Source organism: Kitasatospora sp. NPDC050543 (assembly GCF_044457565.1).
Lineage (GTDB): Bacteria > Actinomycetota > Actinomycetes > Streptomycetales > Streptomycetaceae > Kitasatospora.
This window is the reverse complement of the sequence record NZ_JBITGZ010000002.1, coordinates 230626-248426: the sequence shown is the minus strand read 5'-3', so window position 1 is coordinate 248426 and position 17801 is coordinate 230626. Positions and strand designations below refer to the sequence as shown.

16 protein-coding genes are annotated in these 17801 nt (G+C 72.9%); 6 read left to right on the top strand and 10 right to left on the bottom strand.

The window, feature by feature from the left end; genetic code table 11:
- Positions 1-118: 118 nt before the first annotated feature.
- A complete protein-coding gene (locus ACIBH3_RS03470) occupies positions 119-1063 on the bottom strand; it encodes a PAC2 family protein (RefSeq protein WP_396310168.1) in 945 nt (314 codons plus the stop codon).
- Between the two features lie 775 nt (positions 1064-1838).
- Here ACIBH3_RS03470 and ACIBH3_RS03465 point away from each other — a divergent pair.
- Positions 1839-2567, top strand: coding sequence for a GNAT family N-acetyltransferase (locus ACIBH3_RS03465; protein WP_396310167.1), 729 nt, complete (start codon positions 1839-1841; stop codon positions 2565-2567).
- A 117-nt stretch (positions 2568-2684) separates the two neighbouring features.
- On the opposite strand, the gene ACIBH3_RS03460 is transcribed toward ACIBH3_RS03465, so the two are convergent.
- The 7 genes from ACIBH3_RS03460 to ACIBH3_RS03430 all read right to left on the bottom strand — a co-directional run bounded on the left by ACIBH3_RS03460 (position 2685) and on the right by ACIBH3_RS03430 (position 12105).
- Positions 2685-3950, bottom strand: a complete 1266-nt coding sequence (locus ACIBH3_RS03460; protein WP_396310166.1) for an ADP-ribosylglycohydrolase family protein — start codon at positions 3948-3950, stop codon at positions 2685-2687.
- Between the two features lie 122 nt (positions 3951-4072).
- Complete coding sequence (locus tag ACIBH3_RS03455; protein WP_396310165.1) at positions 4073-4606, bottom strand: ribonuclease domain-containing protein; 534 nt, start codon at positions 4604-4606, stop codon at positions 4073-4075.
- A gap of 255 nt (positions 4607-4861) precedes the next feature.
- Complete coding sequence (ppdK, locus tag ACIBH3_RS03450) at positions 4862-7570, bottom strand: pyruvate, phosphate dikinase (protein WP_396310164.1); 2709 nt, start codon at positions 7568-7570, stop codon at positions 4862-4864.
- Between the two features lie 564 nt (positions 7571-8134).
- Positions 8135-9334 carry a tRNA dihydrouridine synthase DusB gene (dusB, locus tag ACIBH3_RS03445; protein WP_396310163.1) on the bottom strand — a complete coding sequence of 400 codons (1200 nt, stop codon included), beginning with the start codon at positions 9332-9334 and terminating at the stop codon, positions 8135-8137.
- 135 nt (positions 9335-9469) lie between these two features.
- Positions 9470-10246 carry a DUF4097 family beta strand repeat-containing protein gene (locus ACIBH3_RS03440; RefSeq protein WP_396310162.1) on the bottom strand — a complete coding sequence of 259 codons (777 nt, stop codon included), beginning with the start codon at positions 10244-10246 and terminating at the stop codon, positions 9470-9472.
- A 3-nt stretch (positions 10247-10249) separates the two neighbouring features.
- The gene (locus ACIBH3_RS03435) at positions 10250-10894 is read right to left on the bottom strand and encodes a response regulator transcription factor (protein ID WP_396310161.1); all 645 of its coding nucleotides are present in this window, start codon (positions 10892-10894) and stop codon (positions 10250-10252) included.
- Positions 10882-12105, bottom strand: coding sequence for a histidine kinase (locus tag ACIBH3_RS03430; protein ID WP_396310160.1), 1224 nt, complete (start codon positions 12103-12105; stop codon positions 10882-10884). Before ACIBH3_RS03430 ends, ACIBH3_RS03435 begins: the two co-directional genes overlap by 13 nt.
- A 134-nt stretch (positions 12106-12239) precedes the next feature.
- Between ACIBH3_RS03430 and ACIBH3_RS03425 the strand changes: the two genes are divergently transcribed.
- A complete protein-coding gene (locus ACIBH3_RS03425; RefSeq protein WP_396310159.1) occupies positions 12240-12719 on the top strand; it encodes a hypothetical protein in 480 nt (159 codons plus the stop codon).
- Positions 12720-13069: 350 nt separating this feature from the next.
- On the opposite strand, the gene ACIBH3_RS03420 is transcribed toward ACIBH3_RS03425, so the two are convergent.
- Both ACIBH3_RS03420 and ACIBH3_RS03415 read right to left on the bottom strand, forming a co-directional pair.
- Positions 13070-13936 (bottom strand): helix-turn-helix transcriptional regulator, encoded by an 867-nt coding sequence (locus ACIBH3_RS03420; RefSeq protein WP_396310158.1) that lies wholly within the window; start codon positions 13934-13936, stop codon positions 13070-13072.
- A 167-nt stretch (positions 13937-14103) separates the two neighbouring features.
- Positions 14104-14871 (bottom strand): helix-turn-helix domain-containing protein, encoded by a 768-nt coding sequence (locus ACIBH3_RS03415; protein WP_396310157.1) that lies wholly within the window; start codon positions 14869-14871, stop codon positions 14104-14106.
- A gap of 314 nt (positions 14872-15185) precedes the next feature.
- Between ACIBH3_RS03415 and ACIBH3_RS03410 the strand changes: the two genes are divergently transcribed.
- From ACIBH3_RS03410 to ACIBH3_RS03395, 4 genes are all read left to right on the top strand, one after another.
- Positions 15186-15422 (top strand): hypothetical protein, encoded by a 237-nt coding sequence (locus ACIBH3_RS03410; RefSeq protein WP_396310156.1) that lies wholly within the window; start codon positions 15186-15188, stop codon positions 15420-15422.
- Positions 15423-15427: 5 nt separating this feature from the next.
- On the top strand, positions 15428-15655 hold the full coding sequence (locus tag ACIBH3_RS03405; RefSeq protein ID WP_396310155.1) for a hypothetical protein: 228 nt from the start codon (positions 15428-15430) through the stop codon (positions 15653-15655).
- 322 nt (positions 15656-15977) lie between these two features.
- Positions 15978-16130: a hypothetical protein gene (locus tag ACIBH3_RS03400; RefSeq protein WP_396310154.1), complete on the top strand. Its 153-nt coding sequence runs from the start codon at positions 15978-15980 to the stop codon at positions 16128-16130.
- Positions 16114-17673, top strand: a complete 1560-nt coding sequence (locus tag ACIBH3_RS03395; RefSeq protein ID WP_396310153.1) for an MFS transporter — start codon at positions 16114-16116, stop codon at positions 17671-17673. Before ACIBH3_RS03400 ends, ACIBH3_RS03395 begins: the two co-directional genes overlap by 17 nt.
- Positions 17674-17801: the final 128 nt, after the last annotated feature.

Below are 17801 nucleotides of genomic sequence, written 5' to 3'. Positions count from 1 at the left end.
CCGATCCGCCGGCCTCAGGGCGTCCGGTGCCCGCGCCCAGGGCAGCCGCCGCCGTCCGCCGGGCGCTGCCCGCCTGCTGTGCGCCTACGCCGCGCCCGGGGCCGCAGGTACGCCCGGACTACTCCGGGCCGCGCTCGTGCTCCGCCAGGAACTGCTCGAAGCGCCGCCCCAGCTCGTCCGCCGAGGGCAGGTCGACCGCCTCGGCGAGCAGGCTCTCGCGGCTCTCCGCCCCGGCCATCGCGTCGTACTGGCCCTCCATCCCCCGGATCGCCGAGCGTAGCTCGCCGTCCCCCTGGGCCAGCTGCTCCTCGATGTCCGCGTACACCTCGCCGACCCGCTCGCGCAGGGCCTTGCCCGGCAGCAGCAGCCCCGTCGCCGACTGGACGGCCTCCAGGATCAGCACGGCCGCGGCCGGGTACGTCGCCCGCGCCACGTAGTGCGGCACATGGACGGCGAAGCCCAGGACGTCGTGGCCGGCCTCGGCGAGCCGGTACTCCAGCAGCGCCTGCGCGCTGCCGGGCACCTGCGCCTGCTCGAACCACTGCGGGTACCCGGCGGCCAGGTCCAGCCGGTTGCCGTGCGGTGTCAGGCCGACCGGGCGGGTGTGCGGCACCCCCATCGGGATGCCGTGGAAGTCGAGCGCCAGCCGCACCTCGAAGCGCTCGCACAGCTCACGTACGGCGGCCGCGAAACGCTCCCACTCCACGTCCGGCTCGGGCCCGCTGAGCAGCAGGAACGGCGAGCCGGCCGCGTCGTGCGCCAGCTGGAGCAGGATCTCCGGCGGGGCGTAGGACGTCCAGCGCTCGCGGTCGAAGACCATCGCGGGCCGGCGGGCCCGGTAGTCCACCAGGCGGTCGTGGTCGAAGCGGGCCACGACCTGCGGCGACCCCTGCTCCAGCAGGTGCGTCACCACCTGGCCGCCGGCCTCGCCCGCGTCCATGAAGCCCTCGAAGTGGTGGAGCAGCACGAGACCGGCGCCGGTGTCGCCCAAGGCCGCGTTCGCGGCGGCCACGGCGGCCACGCCCTGCTGATCCAGCTCGTACAGCGCCTGGGGATCACGCACCGCGAACCCAACCCCGTTCGTTACTCGTCGTCGTCTGCCTCGTCCGGCCCCGTCCGAGGGCGTTCACCGCTCCCGGACCGGCAGGCCCACCCGCGGACTGCTCCGCGCACGGGCCTCTCGCTCAGTCCAGCGTGTCGGGCGCCGCTGACATTCCCGCTGCGGGTGTTCTTCCCCCCGGGAAGCCCGCCCCGCCCCGCCCGGCCGGCCGCTCCGCCCGAGAATCATCGCACCCCGCGGCAAAGCCCCTGGTCACGGCCCCTCATTCGCCCCGGGAGGCCGCGCGCCGGGCAGACTTCCGGCCCGCCCGGCGCCCGGCCGGACCTCGGCCCGGGACACGCTCGCCCCCATTCGCGTGCCGCGAAGTGACGCACCGCCTTCTTGCGGGTATCGTCCTCTCGCTGCCTCGCATCGTCGCGTCGTCGTCACGTCGTCCGTAACGCCGTCGATCACGACCCGGACCGCTGCTCGGCCAGCCACCCACGACGCATCTTGCCTTCACCTGGCCGCCTGCTTCCCTTCGCGCTCTCGTTTCCTCCTCGGCCATATCGCGGACGCACACTGTCCCCTCGCTCATCCCGCCTGACCGGCACGTAGACCCGCGCCGGTTCCGGCACCGCGCTGCCCGCCTCCGGGCCGCCGCCCCCGCCGTACCGACCGGACCTCCGGCGTACGCGCAGACCGGCGGTGCCCCCGGAGCCGGGGCGAACGTCCCGCCGTCCCGCCCGCCGTACCCCGGCGTACGGGCCCCTACGACTGCCGAAGGACCGAAGGTTCCGTGCCCGTACCTGTCATCCTCACCGGCCGCGCCGTGCGGCTGGAGCCCCTCGCCGCGCACCACGCCCAGGCCCTGGCCGAGGCCGGCGCCGAGGACCGTACGACCTACGCCTTCACCCCCGTCCCGCACGGCCTGGAAGCGGCCCGCGAGTACGTCGCCCGCGCCCTCGCCGACCAGGCGGCGGGCCGCTCGCTGCCGTTCGCGACGGTGAACCTCGCCGACGGGCGGGTGGTGGGGTCCACCCGCTTCCTGGAGCTGGACTACTGGCAGGGCCCGCTGGTCTGGCCGCCGGCCCCCGGCGTGCCGTTCGGTGACCCGGCCACCGCCGTGCCGGACGCCGCCGAGATCGGCAACACCTGGCTCTCCCCGCGCGCCCAGGGCACCGGCATCAACACCGAGGCCAAGCTGCTGATGCTGCGGTACGCCTTCGAGCACTGGGGCGTCCAGCGGATCTCGCTGCGCGCCGACGCCCGCAACCTGCGCTCGTGCACCGCGATCGAGCGGCTCGGCGCGACCTGCGAGGGCGTGCGCCGGGCCCACTCGCGCGGTCTGGACGGGGTCGTGCGCAGCACCGCGTTCTACTCGATCCTGGACGAGGAGTGGCCCGCCGTCCGGGACATCATCGAGCTGCGGATCGCCGCCGCCACCTCGCCCAGCGCCCCGGACCGGGCGATCAACCAGGAGTGCCTTAGACACGGCGGCGGCAACGGGCAGCTGATCCACGCCTGACGGCTGCCGTGAACACCGCGGGACCGGTGTTCACGGCAGCGGATCGAGCGCCCGGCCCGGCAGGAGCGCGCCGGACCGGCGGGCAGGCAGGCCGGGCGGGCAGGCGGGAGCGGTGGCTCAGCGGCCGGCGCGCCGCTGGCCGTCGTGGCCCAGCGCCAGCAGCACGGTGAGCTGCTGGAGGTCGGAGGCCGCCCGGTAGCGGACCGGGTCCGCCTCGACGCGCACGGAGACGGGGCGCCAGCCTCCCCCGCGCACGGGCGCCACCGTGATCTCCCAGATCCCGTGGCCCGTCCCGGCCCGGTGCAGGTGGAGGACGCCTTCGCGGGTGTAGGAGGCCCAGCGGTCGTCGTGGTCCGCCGGCCCCAGCCCGCGGCGGAGGCGCTGCCACTGCTCGTCCGTCCAGACCACGTCCGGCACGGGATGCGGGCGCGGCAGCCGGATCGGCAGGTGGGCGGGAGAGCCGTCGGCGACGCTCGCTGGCTCCGGGGTCGCCCAGGAGGGCAGCGGTTCACGGGCGGCCAGCCAGGGCGCCGGGATGCCAGCCGCGCCGGTGTGCGCCGCGACGACGCCGCCGGCGATCGCCGCCACGGTGTCGACGTCGCCGCCCGCGCCGATCGCCTCCCAGATCGCGGCCGGGTAGTCGGCCAGCCGCCGGGCGGCACACCAGAGCGCGTACGGCACGGTGTCGGCGGCGCTGACCCGGCTGCCATTGCCGAGCACCCGGGCGGCCACCCGGAGGTCCCGCTCGCCCAGCAGCGCCATGGCCTCGGCGATGCCGTCGCGGACGGCGCCGAGCGGGGTCAGCCGGTGAACCTCCTTCAGAAGCCGCTCAGGTGTGGTGGGTTCGGTCCTGGCCCGGACCGCGTAGGCGGCGGCCGCCGCCACCGCGATCGCGCCGTCGACGGCCTGCGGGTGGGTGTGGGTGATCACCGCGGTGGCGGCGGCCGGCTCGATCACCGCCTCCGGGTCGGCGGCGAACGCCGCGCCGAGCGGGGCGACCCGCATCGCGGCGCCGTTCCCGTACGAGCCCTGGCCGTCGAACAGTTCGGCGGCGAGCCGCGCGGCGTCCCCGCCCTCCCGGACGAGCCGCAGCATCCGGTTGGCGGCCGGGCCGTAGCCGCGGTCGAAGTCGTGCCGCCGGGCGAAGGCGTGGGTCAGGTCGAAGGAGTCGATGCGGCCGCGCTCGGTGTGGGCCGCGTACACCGAGCAGGCCATCTCGGTGTCGTCCGTCCACGGCCAGGGGCCGGGTGGAGTGGTGCCGTTGGCGAGGTGGGCGAAGGCCCCGGGGACGAAGAACTGGGCGCCGAGCGCGTCCCCGACGGAGAGGCCGTGCAGGGAGTCGAGCGCGGGATCACCGGCTGTGGGTGTGGTGGGTGTCGTCATCGCGACCATCTTCTCAGAGTGAGAAGCCGGCCCGGCCGACTTCCCACTCCGGGGCGTGAACGGCCGGCGAGCGGGGTGGGGGACGCGCGGGCGGAGGGCGTGGCTGCTGGGCGGCGGCAGGGTCAGCAGCGGGGGTCGATCTCCTGGAAGGTCGCGTAGTGGTCGCCCGTCCAGTACTCCTCGCCGACGGCGCCCGTGACGATCCGACGGGTGCCGCGGTCGGCGGAGCCCGGGGTGAGGACGGTGTACTCGTGGTAGTAGCCGGTGCGGCGGCCTGGCAGGCGGCCCTCGCGGTTCCCGAAGACGACGCCGTCCGAGCGGTACGGGAAGGGACCGCCGGCCGCGATCAGGGTGAGAGTGTCGCGGGCCTGGCCGGGGAGCCGGCTCTGGCAGACGTCGGCCAGCACGGAGTCGGTGGGGACCCACGGGCGGGCCGAGGACGCGCGGGCGGAGGTCGAGCCTGCGGAGGACGCGCCTGCGGAGGGCGCGCGGGCACCGGTCGCGCCTGCGGTGGGCGCCGCGGTGGTGGGCGCGCCGCCGGTGGGCGGGTGGTCGGTGGGCGCACGGTCCTTGCCGTTGAGGGCGTAGACGGCCGCGGCGACGATGGCGACGAAGAGCAGGATCGCCGTGGTGATCAGGCGGTTTCGGCCGGTCATGCGCTCCAGCTTGCCCCGCCGGGTGCCGGCCGCGGCTGCCCGGGGCGCGCGGGATCACCCGCTTGGCGCAACAGCACGCGGCCGGGGCGGACGGACGCCGTTGTCCGTCGTGCCCCGGCCGCGTTACGTACGCCGGTTCTCCTGCGCCGAGCTCCGGTGTACGCCCCTCCCCTGGGGAGGGGGTGTGCGGTCAGCGATGGGGACCGCGCCGGGTGCGGGCCCTCCCGGCCGATGCCTGGCCGGGAGGGGCCGCGGTCAGCGCGAGTCGCTGCCCGCCGTCTCAAGGGCGGCGCGGCCTGCCTCCAGGCGCGCCACCGGGATCCGGAAGGGGGAGCAGGAGACGTAGTCCAGCCCCGCCTCGTGGAAGAAGTGCACCGAGTCCGGGTCGCCGCCGTGCTCGCCGCAGACGCCGAGCTTGAGGTCCGGGCGGGTGGCCCGGCCGGCTACGACGGCCTGCTTGACCAGCGCGCCGACGCCGTCCCGGTCGATGGTCTCGAACGGGGAGACACCGAAGATGCCCTTCTCCAGGTACGCGGTGAAGAACGAGGCCTCCACGTCGTCGCGGGAGAAGCCCCAGACCGTCTGGGTGAGGTCGTTCGTCCCGAAGGAGAAGAACTCGGCGGCCTCGGCGATCTGGCCGGCCGTGATGGCGGCGCGCGGCAGCTCGATCATGGTGCCGAGCTTGATGTCCAGCTGGACACCGGTGGAGGAGGAGACCTCGGCGAGCACCCGCTCGCACTCGTCCCGGACGATCTCCAGCTCCTGGACGGTGCCCACGAGCGGGATCATCACCTCCGGGCGCGGGTCGCCGCCGGCCAGCTTGCGCTCGGCGGCCGCCTCGGCGATCGCCCGGACCTGCATGCCGAACAGGCCGGGGATGACCAGGCCGAGACGCACACCGCGCAGGCCCAGCATCGGGTTCTGCTCGTGCAGCTTGTGCACGGCCTGGAGCAGCCGCAGGTCGTTCTCGTTCGGGTCCTTGCGGGCCTCGGCGAGGGCGACGCGCACCGACAGCTCGGTGATGTCGGGCAGGAACTCGTGCAGCGGCGGGTCGAGCAGCCGGACGGTGACGGGCAGCCCGTCCATCGCCTGGAAGAGCTCCAGGAAGTCGCCCTTCTGTAGCGGCAGCAGGGTGCCGAGCGCGGACTCACGGTCCTTGTCGTTGTCCGCCAGGATCAGGTGCTCGACCTCCTTGCGGCGCTCCTCACCGAGGAACATGTGCTCGGTGCGGCACAGGCCGATGCCCTGGGCGCCGTAGCGGCGGGCGCGCCCGCCGTCCTCGGCGTTGTCGGCGTTGGCGCGGACGGCGAGGCGGCGGCGCACGTCGGCGTGCGACATCAGCCGGTGGACGGCCTGGACCAGGCCGCCCTGGACGTCGGCGCCGGCGTGCAGGGTGCCCTCGAAGTACTCGACCACCGGGGAGGGCAGCACGGGTACCTCGCCGAGGTACACCTTGCCGGTCGCGCCGTCGATGGAGACGACGTCGCCCTCCTCCACGACCTGCCCGTCGGCGGTGGTGAAGCGGCGGCGCTTGGTGTCGACCTCCAGCTCCTCCGCGCCGCAGACACAGGTCTTGCCCATGCCGCGGGCGACCACGGCCGCGTGCGAGGTCTTGCCGCCGCGCGAGGTGAGGATGCCCTCGGCGGCGATCATGCCGTCCAGGTCGTCCGGGTTGGTCTCCCGGCGGACCAGGATGACCTTCTCACCGGAGCGCGACCACTTGACGGCGGTGTAGGAGTCGAAGACCACCTTCCCGACCGCCGCGCCGGGCGAGGCGGCGAGGCCCCAGGCGACGCGCTTGGAGGTGGCGTCGGGGGCGAAGCGCGGGAACATCAGCTGGGCGAGCTGAGCGCCGTTGACGCGGTACAGCGCCTCGTCGAGGTCGATCAGGCCCTGGTCGACCAGCTGGACGGCGATCCGGAAGGCGGCGGCGGCGGTGCGCTTGCCGATCCGGGTCTGGAGCATCCAGAGCTTGCCGCGCTCGATGGTGAACTCGATGTCGCACAGGTCGCGGTAGTGCAGTTCGAGCTTGTGCATGATCGCCATGAGCTCGTCGTACGACTTCTTGTCGAGCTTCTCCAGCTCGCTGAGCGGCAGGGTGTTGCGGATGCCCGCGACCACGTCCTCGCCCTGGGCGTTGGAGAGGTAGTCGCCGTACACGCCGACGGCGCCCGTGGAGGGGTCACGGGTGAAGGCGACGCCGGTGCCGGAGTCCTCGCCGAGGTTGCCGAAGACCATGGAGCAGACGTTGACCGCCGTGCCCAGGTCGTTCGGGATGCGCTCCTGGCGGCGGTACAGCCGGGCGCGGTCGCCGTTCCAGGAGTGGAAGACGGCGTGGATGGCGAGGTCCATCTGCTCGCGCGGCTCCTGCGGGAACGCCCGGCCGGTCTCGCGCAGCACGATGGCCTTGAACACCTCGACCAGTTCCTGGAGGTCGGAAGCATCCAGGTCCAGGTCGTTGGTGGTGCCCTTGGCCTGCTTGGCCTCGTCCAGGGCCTCCTCGAACAGCTCGCCGTCGACGCCCAGCACGGTCTTGCCGAACATCTGGACCAGGCGGCGGTAGGAGTCCCAGGCGAACCGCTCGTTGCCGGACTGGGCCACCAGGCCGAGTACCGACTCGTCGGAGAGGCCGATGTTCAGGACGGTGTCCATCATGCCGGGCATGGAGAACTTGGCGCCGGAACGTACGGACACCAGGAGCGGGTTGTCGGCCTGGCCGAGCTTCTTGCCCATCTCGCGCTCAAGGGCGTCGAGGTGGGCGCTGACCTCCTCGTGGAGCGAGGCGGGCTCGCTGCCGGTCTCCAGGAAGACCTTGCAGGCCTCCGTGGTGAGGGTGAACCCCGGGGGGACCGGGAGGCCAAGGTTGGTCATCTCGGCGAGGTTGGCGCCCTTGCCGCCAAGAAGATCCTTGAGGTCCTTGTTTCCTTCGGTGAAGGAGTAAACAAACTTCTGCTGGGACGGCACGGGTCGGTCTCCTCGCACACGGTGGCCCTGACGCCGGAGAACATACCCATTTCGAAGGCACTTTTGCGCCGCCAATAGGCCGTACGGGGCTCGTACCCTGCGGTAACCCAACAGATCTAATGCCCGTCAGGGCGTTCACCTCTGTTGGTGAAATCGTCCGGATGACGCTAGCGAGCGTTCGACTCTTGAATGCATGGAAACACGAAGATCACACTAAGCGGACAGAGGGTAGCGACGAGCACCCCATCGTGTTGCCCCGGCTTGATTTCCTGCACCCCGACCGCCCCATCCTCCACACACCCCCTTCGGGAAGCGTCGCCCGTACAAGGTGGCCAAAACCGCACCTGACCTGGCGTCAGCGGCAACCGCGTGTGGCAAGAGTCACGGACCCATCTCACCAGTCGTACGTAGCCACGGTCGGCCGATAGTCGCACTGTGTCCATGCAGACGTGCGCTGTGTCACCGGATTGGGCCAAGAAGGAGCCCTCTTGGCCAGGTTGTCCAAGAGGGCTCAGCCGGTCCGGCATCAGCCCCTCGCGGGGCCACTTCGCCGGATCGTCCAGATCATCCGCCAGAGGTGTCCAGTTCGGCGTCCGCGCTCGGCAGGACGCAGTCGTACGGATCGTCCAACCACCCCTCGGGGAGGACCACCCGGTTGTTGCCACTGGTCCGCCCGCGCGGTCCGTCGGCGCCGGCCGGCCACAGCTGGGTCGGCTCCACCAGCGCCAGCGTCTCGCCCAGCTCGGCCAGCGAGCTGGAGTTCGCCAGCCGTACCCGCAGCTCGGAGCCGACCGAGAAGCCCTTGGTGTACCAGGCGACGTGCTTGCGGAAGTCCACCACGCCGCGCTGCTCGTCGCCCATCCACTCGCCCAACAGCTCGGCGTGGCGCAGCATCGCGCGGGCCACGTCCGCGAAGGACGGCCGGGCGTAGTCGCTCACGCCCTCGAAGACCGAGACCAGGTCCTTGAACAGCCAGGGCCGGCCCAGGCAGCCGCGCCCGACCACCACGCCGTCGCAGCCGGTCTCGCGCATCATCCGCAGCGCGTCGTCCGCCGACCAGATGTCCCCGTTGCCCAGCACCGGGATGTGCGCCGGGACGGACTCGCGCAGCCGCGCGATCGCCGACCAGTCGGCGGTGCCGCCGTAGTGCTGGGCGGCGGTGCGCCCGTGCAGGGCGATCGCGGCCACGCCCTCCTCCGCGCCGATCCGGCCGGCGTCCAGGTAGGTGAGGTGGTCGTCGTTGATGCCCTTGCGCATCTTCATGGTGACCGGCAGCGCGCCGGCGCCCGCGACCGCCTCACGCAGGATCTCGCGCAGCAGGTTGCGCTTGTACGGCAGCGCCGAGCCGCCGCCCTTGCGGGTGACCTTGGGGACGGGGCAGCCGAAGTTGAGGTCGATGTGGTCGGCGAGGTTCTCGTCCGCGATCATGCGGGCGGCCTTGCCGACGGTGGCCGGGTCCACCCCGTAGAGCTGGATCGAGCGGGGCTTCTCGCTCGGGTCGAAGTGGATCAGCTGCATGGTCTTGGCGTTGCGCTCGACCAGGGCCCGGGTGGTGATCATCTCGGAGACGTACAGGCCCTTGCCGCCGCTCTGCTCCCGGCACAGGGTGCGGAACGGGGCGTTGGTGATGCCCGCCATCGGCGCCAGCACGACGGGCGGCCACACCTGCATCGGGCCGATGGTCAGCGGCGCGAACTCGGAGGTGGCCGGGGCGGTACCGGGCGCGGCGGTGTCGGGCGCGGCGGTGTCGGGCGTGGCGGTCATGCGGGCGGGTCCTCGGGGTGAGGGGGGCGGGACTCTTCATTCTCCCCCACTCGGCCTACTTCCCCGACGGCCTGCCTCCGCGACGGGCTACGGGCCCGATGGCCTGCCTCCGCGACGGTGTGCCTCCCCGACGGCCTACCTCCCCGACGGTGTGCCGATGCGCACCGGGCCCGAGGTGGTGGTGACGTCGATGCCGTTCGTCGAGTTGTTGTCCGGCAGCCCCGGCGCGACCGTACGCGTGTCGGTGTCCGAGCGCCCCGTCACCCGGTAGTGCGAGCCGGTGGGAACGGTGATGTCCACCGGCCCGGAGCTGGTGGACACCGTCACCGACTGGGGCGGCCGGATGAAGCTGATCCGCACGGGGCCGGATTCCGCCTGGGTCTGCACCAGGGCGGAGCCGAGGTTCACCGCCACCACCGGCCCGGAGGCGGTGGTGGCGGCCACCGAGCCGCTGACACCGTCCAGCTTCAGCTCACCGCTGGTGCTCTCCACCCGTACGGCGCCGGAGAGGCTGCGCACCTGGAGACTCCCGCTGGTGACCCTGGCGCCGACCGAGACGTCCGCCGGGACCTCGATCTCCAGCTGGACCCCGCACCCGAGCACGTTGACACCGAGCAGCGCGGAGCAGCGGACGGTGACCTTGAGCGCGCCGTCGGCCAGGGTCTGGTCCACCACGGGCATCCTCACCGCCCAGTCCACGGTCGTCCGCACCACCACGCGGTCCGGTGCGCCGGCCTTGATCCGCACGTCGGCGCTGCCGCCGTCCACCGCGAGGTAGCCGATCCGCTCGGGGTAGGTGTGCTCCCTGACCGTGCGCTGGTGCGCGATCTTCGCCCAGGCACCCGCCGCGCCGCTCAGCATCCCCGAGAGCAGGACCACCACGCCGAGCAGCCGCCAGACCCTGTCTGCCACGGGCTAGCCCACCTCCAGGAAGCGCAGCACCGCGAGCACCCGGCGGTGACTGTCGTCGGCCGGCGGCAGGTCGAGCTTGGTGAAGATCGAGTTGATGTGCTTGGCGACCGCGCTGTCGCTGACCACCAGGGCGGCGGCGATCGCGGCGTTGGAACGGCCCTCGGCCATCAGCCCGAGCACGTCGCGCTCGCGCGGTGTCAGCTTCTCCAGCGGATCGCGGTGGCGGCGCACCAGGAGCTGGGCGACCACCTCGGGATCCAGCGCGGTACCGCCCTCGGCGACCCGCTGGAGCGCGTCCAGGAAGTCGTCCACATTGGCCACCCGCTGCTTGAGCAGGTAGCCGACGCCGCTGGTGTTGCTGGCCAGCAGGTCGGCGGCGTACCGCTCCTCGACGAACTGGGAGAGCAGCAGCACGGCGACCTCGGGCCACTGGTGGCGGATCATCAACGCGGCCCGGACGCCCTCGTCGGTGTAGCCGGGCGGCATCCGCACGTCCGCCACCACCACCTGCGGGCGGTGTTCCTCGACGGCGGCGAGCAGCTCCTCGGCGTCGCCCACGGCGGCGGCCACCTCGAAGCCCACCGCCTCCAGGACCTTGACCAGCCCGACCCTCAGCAGGACCGAGTCCTCGGCGATCACAGCTCGCACGGCAACTCCACGGTGATGGTGGTGGGGCCCCCGAGGGGGCTGTGGACGGCGAGGGTGCCGTCCACCGAGGCGGCGCGCTTGCGCAGCCCCGTCAGTCCGGTGCCACCGGCGGGGTCGGCGCCGCCGACGCCGTCGTCGGTGATCACGATGCGCAGCCGGCCGTCCAGCGCCCGTACCCGCAGGTCGACCCGGGAGGCGCGGGCGTGCTTGGCGACGTTGGTGAGCGCCTCGGAGACGGTGAAGTAGGCGACGGCCTCGATGGTCGGGGAGAGCCGGCGGGGCAGCTCCACCTCCAGCCGGACCGGCACCGGGGCGCGGGCGGCGATCCCGGAGAGCGCGGCGTCCAGGCCGCGGTCGGCCAGCACCACCGGGTGCAGGCCGCGGACGAGGTCCCGCAGCTCGGTGATGGCGGCCTGCGCCTCCTCGTGCGCCTCGACGATCACCTTCATCGCCTCGGGCGGGACGTCCTTCAGGGTGCGCCGGGCCAGGCCCAGGTTCATCGCCAGCGAGGTCAGCCGCTGCTGGGCGCCGTCGTGCAGGTCGCGCTCGATCCGGCGCCGCTCGGCGTCGGCGGCGTCCACTACCTCGGCGCGGCTCTCCGCGAGGTCCTCCACCCGGCGCGCCAACGCCTCCGCCCGGGTGGGGCCGAGCAGGGTACGGGCCAGCCGCTCGTCCAGCCGGGCCAGCCAGGCGCCCGCCCAGGGCAGGGCGAGCAGCAGCAGGACACCTGCCACGGTGACCCAGCCGTCCGTCACGCTCCAGCCGACACCGCCGCGGACCGGGCTGGTACGCGGCATCAGCCAGGCCCAGCCGTACACCGTCGAGGCCACCAGGGCGCCGCCCCAGCAGTAGAGGAGAGCGAGCGACCCGAACGCCAGCAGCGGCGTGACCAGCAGGTGGTAGCCGAGCTGGCGCCAGAGCGAGGGGGAGCGCAGCTGCCCGCGCGGGCCGCCGCCCCGGGGCGCCTGGGGTATCTCCACCCCGCGCAGGGCACGGAATCGGCCGCGCTGGGCCGCCGTCAGCGCGAGCGTGAGCAGCAGTGCCAGGAGTACCACCGGCCCCAGCAGTGTGGGGATGGTGACGGCCAGCCAGACGGGAGCTGCCAGTGGCACCGCCGAGGAGAGGAACAGGGTGTCGCGCCAGACCTGCCTCGACCACGGGGGTCGCTCGGCGCTCCTGGCGAGCGCGCGGCGCAGCATGGTGGAGGGCATGCGCAGCAGCCTACGGCCCGATGATCACACCGGGCCATGAAGGAGGCTGCCGGGCGGGGGTGTAGCTGGCTACACCCCCGGTTCGGAGGGTCGCGTTACCGACATCCGCCGCCCGGGCCGGGAGGCTTGAGGACATGACGAAGGCAGCCCCCACCAGCGCTGAGACCGGTGCTGACACCGGCACGGGAATCGACGTGGACGACCTCACTCCGGCCGCCCCCACAGGCCCGTGGTCCGTGCGCGGCACCGGCCGGCGCCAGGTCAGGCCGGCGCTGGAGGTGTACGAGGACGGCGAGTTGCTGGACGTCGTGGTCCTCTCCCGGCTCTCCCCCGCACTGCTCTGCGGCGCCCGGCGGGGCACCGGCGGCGGCCGCCCGCTCGGGCTGGCCTGGGGCCGGCTGCCGCTCGACGGCACGCTGCCGACGGTGGAGTTCGCCCGTGGCGGGCTGCGCCGGGGGCGCCGGAGCGCGCCGGTGGTCACCGTCCAGGGGGCGTTCTGGCTGGCCTGGGCGGAGGGCGAGTTCGCCGCCGTACGGGCCCGGTACGACGGCGGCCCGTGCGAGCGGATGCGGCTGCACCGGGCGCGGGCGTCGGTGAACGGCGGTTCGGCGTGAGCGCCGTCGCCGTGGTCCTGCCCGACCGCCTGCTGAGCGTCGAACGGCTGCCCGGCCTCGCCGCGCTGGCGCTGCTGCCGTGGCTGGCCGTACTGATCGCCTGCCACGCGACCGGCTGGGTGCTGCTGGACTCGCTGGAGTTCGCGGCGCTGGCCGGCACCGACGTGCTGCTGCGCCGCCGGCCCGGGCTCACCCGCTGGGCGGCGGGCGCCGCCGCGCTGCTGCTCTGCGCGGATGCGGTGCTGGACGTACGGATGTCCGAGCCGGGGCCCGAGCTGGCCGCCGCGCTGGTGATGGCGTTCTGCGCCGAACTGCCGCTGGCGGCGCTCTGCCTGACCCTCGCGGCCCGGTCAGGGCCGGTCGGCCGGCCGACCGGCGAACCTGTCCAGGAACGCCAGCCGCTCGCGCGTCTCCTCGTCCCGCGGGGTGTACACGACGACGCGGCCACCGGCCCCGGGCCCGAGCCAGAAGCTGGTGTAGTCGAAGTGCAGCAGACCGGCCTCGGGGACGAGGAAGTGCTTGACGCCGTTGGCGATCCGCGACACCTCGTGCCGCTCCCAGGCCGCCTCGAAGTCCGGCGAGGCCTGGCGGAGCCTCGTCAGCAGCGACTTCCAGGCCGGTTCGGCACCCCGGTCGGCCATCGCCGCGCGGAACCTGGCCACCATCCCCTCGCGTGCCACCTCGACGTCCACCAGCGTGTCGCGAAAGCGCGAGGGCGTGAACGCCAGCCACATCAGGTTGCGGTTCTCCGGCGCCAGCGCGTCCAGGTCGCCGACCAGGTGGGTGTACGCGCGGTTGTGGGCCAGGATGTCGTACCGGCTGTTGATCGCCGCGGCGGGCATCGGGGACATCTGGTCCAGCATCACCCGCACGCCCGGCGTCACGGTGGGGCACTCCAGTACGGGTGACGGATCCTCGGCCCCGGCGAGGACGAAGAGATGGGCCCGCTCACTCGGGTCGAGCAGCAGGGCCCGCGCCACCGCGTCCAACACCTGGGTGGAGACCTGGATGTCGCGGCTCTGCTCCAGCCACGTGTACCAGGTGACCCCGACGGCGGCGAGCTGCGCGACCTCCTCGCGGCGGAGCCCCGGTGTCCGCCGCCGCCCGGTGACCGGTAGCCCGACCTGCTCGGGCGAGATCCGCTCACGCCGGCTGCGCAGGAACGCGGCGAGGTCACGGCGGCGGACGTCGGCGGAGGCGATACTGCTCATGCTCATGGGCCCAGCATGCGGCAGGCGGCAGGCAGTTGCCAGGTACCACTGATACCTGGATCCGGGCACTCCAGCACCAGGGTGCGCGGGCACGGCGGTCGGGTCCATGAAAGACGGCGTGTCCGGTTACGGCGCCTCCCACGAGCTCGCTCGCGGCCTAGCTGGATCTCAGGTCACTCGGGGTACTGACCCTGGGGTGGCTCACTGAACCTGGTCAGCACGTCCGCCGCAGTGGACCGGTCCAGGAGCCGCAGCTCCCAGGGGCCGGTGTTCACGTCGAACTCCTTGCCGAACCCCACCCACTTTCCCGCCATCCGGCGGCCCGTGGGGTCGACCAGTAGCTGAATCGCACCGTGATAGCGAGCGCCCTGGTAGTAGCCGTCCGACGCTGTCTGCTCCACCCATGAACCGGTCACGACATTCCGGTCGGCCGTGAGGTCGAACGACAGGGGAGAGTCGGGGTTGGACGACGCCCCGGGGAGGGACCTGCCGGTGATCCGGTTGCCGTGCTGGGTCAGCACGACGTGGTGCAGGCCGGTGAACGTGCCCTCTCGACTGCTGCTGTAGAACTCGTAGTGGCTGAGCCATACCCCCGAGAAGTCCTCACCTGTCGGCGCGGGTGTGCCCTTCACCAGTACGCCCAAAGCGTCCCTGGTCAGGTCATGACCTCCTGTGCCGTCCATGCTGACTCCTGTTGGCAGGTGGGATGACTCAAAGCCAAGGCGGTCAGCAGATAGGCGCGTGACAGCCTCAAGGGCTCGAACGTACACCGGACGAGGAGAGCGCACTTCTCCGGACTCCCAGCGCTGCACAAGGCGCTTGCTGGCATCGTTCGGCTCGCCCCGCTCCGTACCGACCTGTCGCAGCCTCTTCGCGAACTCGTCCTGGCTCAGGCGAAGGCTGATTCGTACGGCCTTGAAAGTCTCGTTGGGCGTCGCCATGGAGACAATATAGGCCGAATCCCCTTGCTACGACACCGAAATGACGTCTTGTGGAGACGTCGGAGCGACACCTTCTCAGCGTCGCGGAACCCCCGTGCGACAGGGCACGATCAGGTTGTCCGCCGGACGACAGATCGGTGGTGAGCCGTCTGGTGGCACGACTGCCAGGTGGAGCAAAGCGGACACCGATTCTTCTGCCCAACCACCGCCCCTGATGGACAGGTGCGCACTCACCGCCACGCTTTCCACACAACATGCAAAGTCGGCTCAACGGGCGGCGCCACCGACCTGCCTGACGGAGGTACAGCGACACCATGCACGAAGCAGCAAGGCTGGAACCCGAACCACGAGGGCCGGGCGCTCCCGCTTCCTATCTGGCGGGGACTGTCGTCGGCGTCGGTATGTGGCCACCCGCGGTCAACGGCGACGGGCGGGAGGCGCGGCTGCGCGCGCGGCTGGTGTCCAGTGCGGACGGTACTGCCGTGGTCGAGATCGGCACCCGGCGGTGCCGCGTCCTGGTGTCCCGGCTGCTGCCCTGGGAAGGTGCGTGAACCACATGGTCTCGCCACTTCGGCGCCTCACGGCGGAGGACCGCAGCCGAGCCGCTGCGGCTTTGGACGACCTGACGGACGCACTCGACCGGGCGCAGGTCCGCCTGCCCTCCGTCGCCGTGGACTGGCGGTCGGCGAACACGACCGGCGTCGTCCTCGTCGACCTCGGTGCTGCTCGCCCCGACGCCATCGAGGCGCTCGCGGCGGTCATCCGCCGAGGCTCGGCCCGGTGAGCCGTCGTGGGCGGCGGGCAACGGCGTCCGCACTCGGCGGCGCCGTCCTCGCCTTCGGGTTCAGCGTGGGGTTGGCGGCGGCAGCCGTCTACCCACTGCGCGGCGGCCAGCCCTCAGTGCTGAGCCTGGTGTTCCTCCTGGTCTTCTGCAGCTGCGTGACCGCCACCGGCCCGGCGCTCGTCCGCCTCTTGCGCCGGCCCGGCCGACGCACCGAGGACGAACTCACCCGGCCTCCTCAGACTCCCACCTGCGACAAAGCGGGGGCCGGCAACCCAACAACGGCGGGCGGAACGTCCCGGCCGCACCCACCCGGAGGAGAGCAATGACCACCTCTGACGAACTCCGCGCCACCCCGGTGGAACAGCTCACGCACAAGGGCACGCGCGGGCCTTGCCGGTACCAGCGCCTGGGTCGGCTGGCCGAACGGGCCGAGGAGTCCTGGTTGAACAGGCTGGCCGATGAGGCTGCCAGGTAGTTCTTATACCTGGATAACGACACTCTGGTACCAGGGTGAGCGGCGGACCATCGTAGAGTCCGTGACCCAGCATCTCGAAGCCGTCAAGGCCACCGCCGCTCCCCTACCGCCCAGGACCGCCGCCGCACCGACCACCACCCCAGCCACCGCCAGAGCGGCCGACACCGTCCTCGGGACGGCCGGCCTCGTCACCGTGCTGCTCGGTGCGTTCCTGCCGATGCTGGACTTCTTCATCGTCAACGTCGCGCTGCCGACGATCGATCACGACCTCGCCGCCGGCCCCGCCGTGCTGGAGCTGGTCGCCGCCGGCTACGGCATCGCCTTCGCCGTCCTGCTGGTGCTCGGCGGCCGGCTGGGGGACATCTTCGGGCGCCGCCGGCTGTTCGTCGCCGGCGCGGTGGCCTTCGCTCTCACCTCTCTCGCCTGCGGGCTGGCCCCCGGCGCCTGGAGCCTGGTCGCCGCCCGGGCCGCGCAGGGCGCCTCGGCCGCGCTGCTGATCCCCCAGGTGCTCGGCACCATCACCGCCGCGACCACCGGCGCCCGCCGGGCCAGGGCGCTGAGCGTCTACGGCGCGGTCGGCGGGATCTCGGTGGTGGTCGGCCAGGTGCTGGGCGGCATGCTGGTCGCCGCCGACCTGTTCGGCACCGGCTGGCGCTCGGTCTTCCTGCTGAACGTCCCGTTCGCCCTGCTCACCCTCGTCCTGGCGCTCCGGTACGTACCGGAGAGCCGCTCACCGCAGCCGGCCCGGGTGGACATCCTCGGCACCGTACTGCTGACCGCCACCCTGCTGGCACTGCTCGTCCCGCTGATGGAGGGCCGGGCCGTCGGCTGGCCGCTCTGGACGTGGCTGCTGCTCGCCGCCTTCCCCTTCCTCGCCGTCGCCTTCGTCCGGGCCGAGCGCCGGGCGGAGCGCTCCGGCGGGGCGCCGCTGGTGCCGCCGTCGCTGCTGCGGATTCCCGAGATGCGGCGCGGGCTCGGCATCGCGCTGCCGTACTTCGCCGGCTTCGGCGGGTTCATGTTCGTGATCGCGGTGGCCCTCCAGCAGGGGCTGCGACTGGGGCCGGTGGCGGCCGGGTGGGCGCTGGTGCCGATGGCCGTCGGCTACTTCTTCGCCTCGCTCTCCGGGCCGCGCCTAATCGGGAGGTTCGGGAGCCGGGTGCTCAGCGCCGGCGCCGTCGTCCAGGCCCTGGGCCTGGCCACGCTGATCGCCACCGTGCTGGCCGACTGGGCGCACTTCTCGCCGCTGCGGATGGCCCCGGGGGTCGCGCTGGCCGGAATCGGGCAGGGCCTGATCGGCACCCCGCTGTTCCGCGTGGTGCTCTCCCAGGTGCCGCCGGAGCGGGCGGGCGTCGGCAGCGGTGTGCTGGCGACGGGTCAGCAGTCCAGCCTGGCGTTGGGTGTGGCCACGCTCGGCACCCTCTACCTGTCGCTCTCCCCCACCCTCGGCATGGCGCACGCCCTCGCCGTGACCCTCGGCCTCCAGCTGCTGGGCTCCTTCACCATCCTCGCCCTGAGCACCCGGCTGCCGCGCACGGTCGGCTGAGGCGGGCCCGGGAGTGGACGACGGTCGCGGCGACAACCGGTGTCCACCGCCCGGCACGGGCAGGCGAGGCGCAGCAGGCCTGCGGTCCCCCCGTTCGCGGTCCGGGTGGCGGGCGCTCGGGTGCTCCT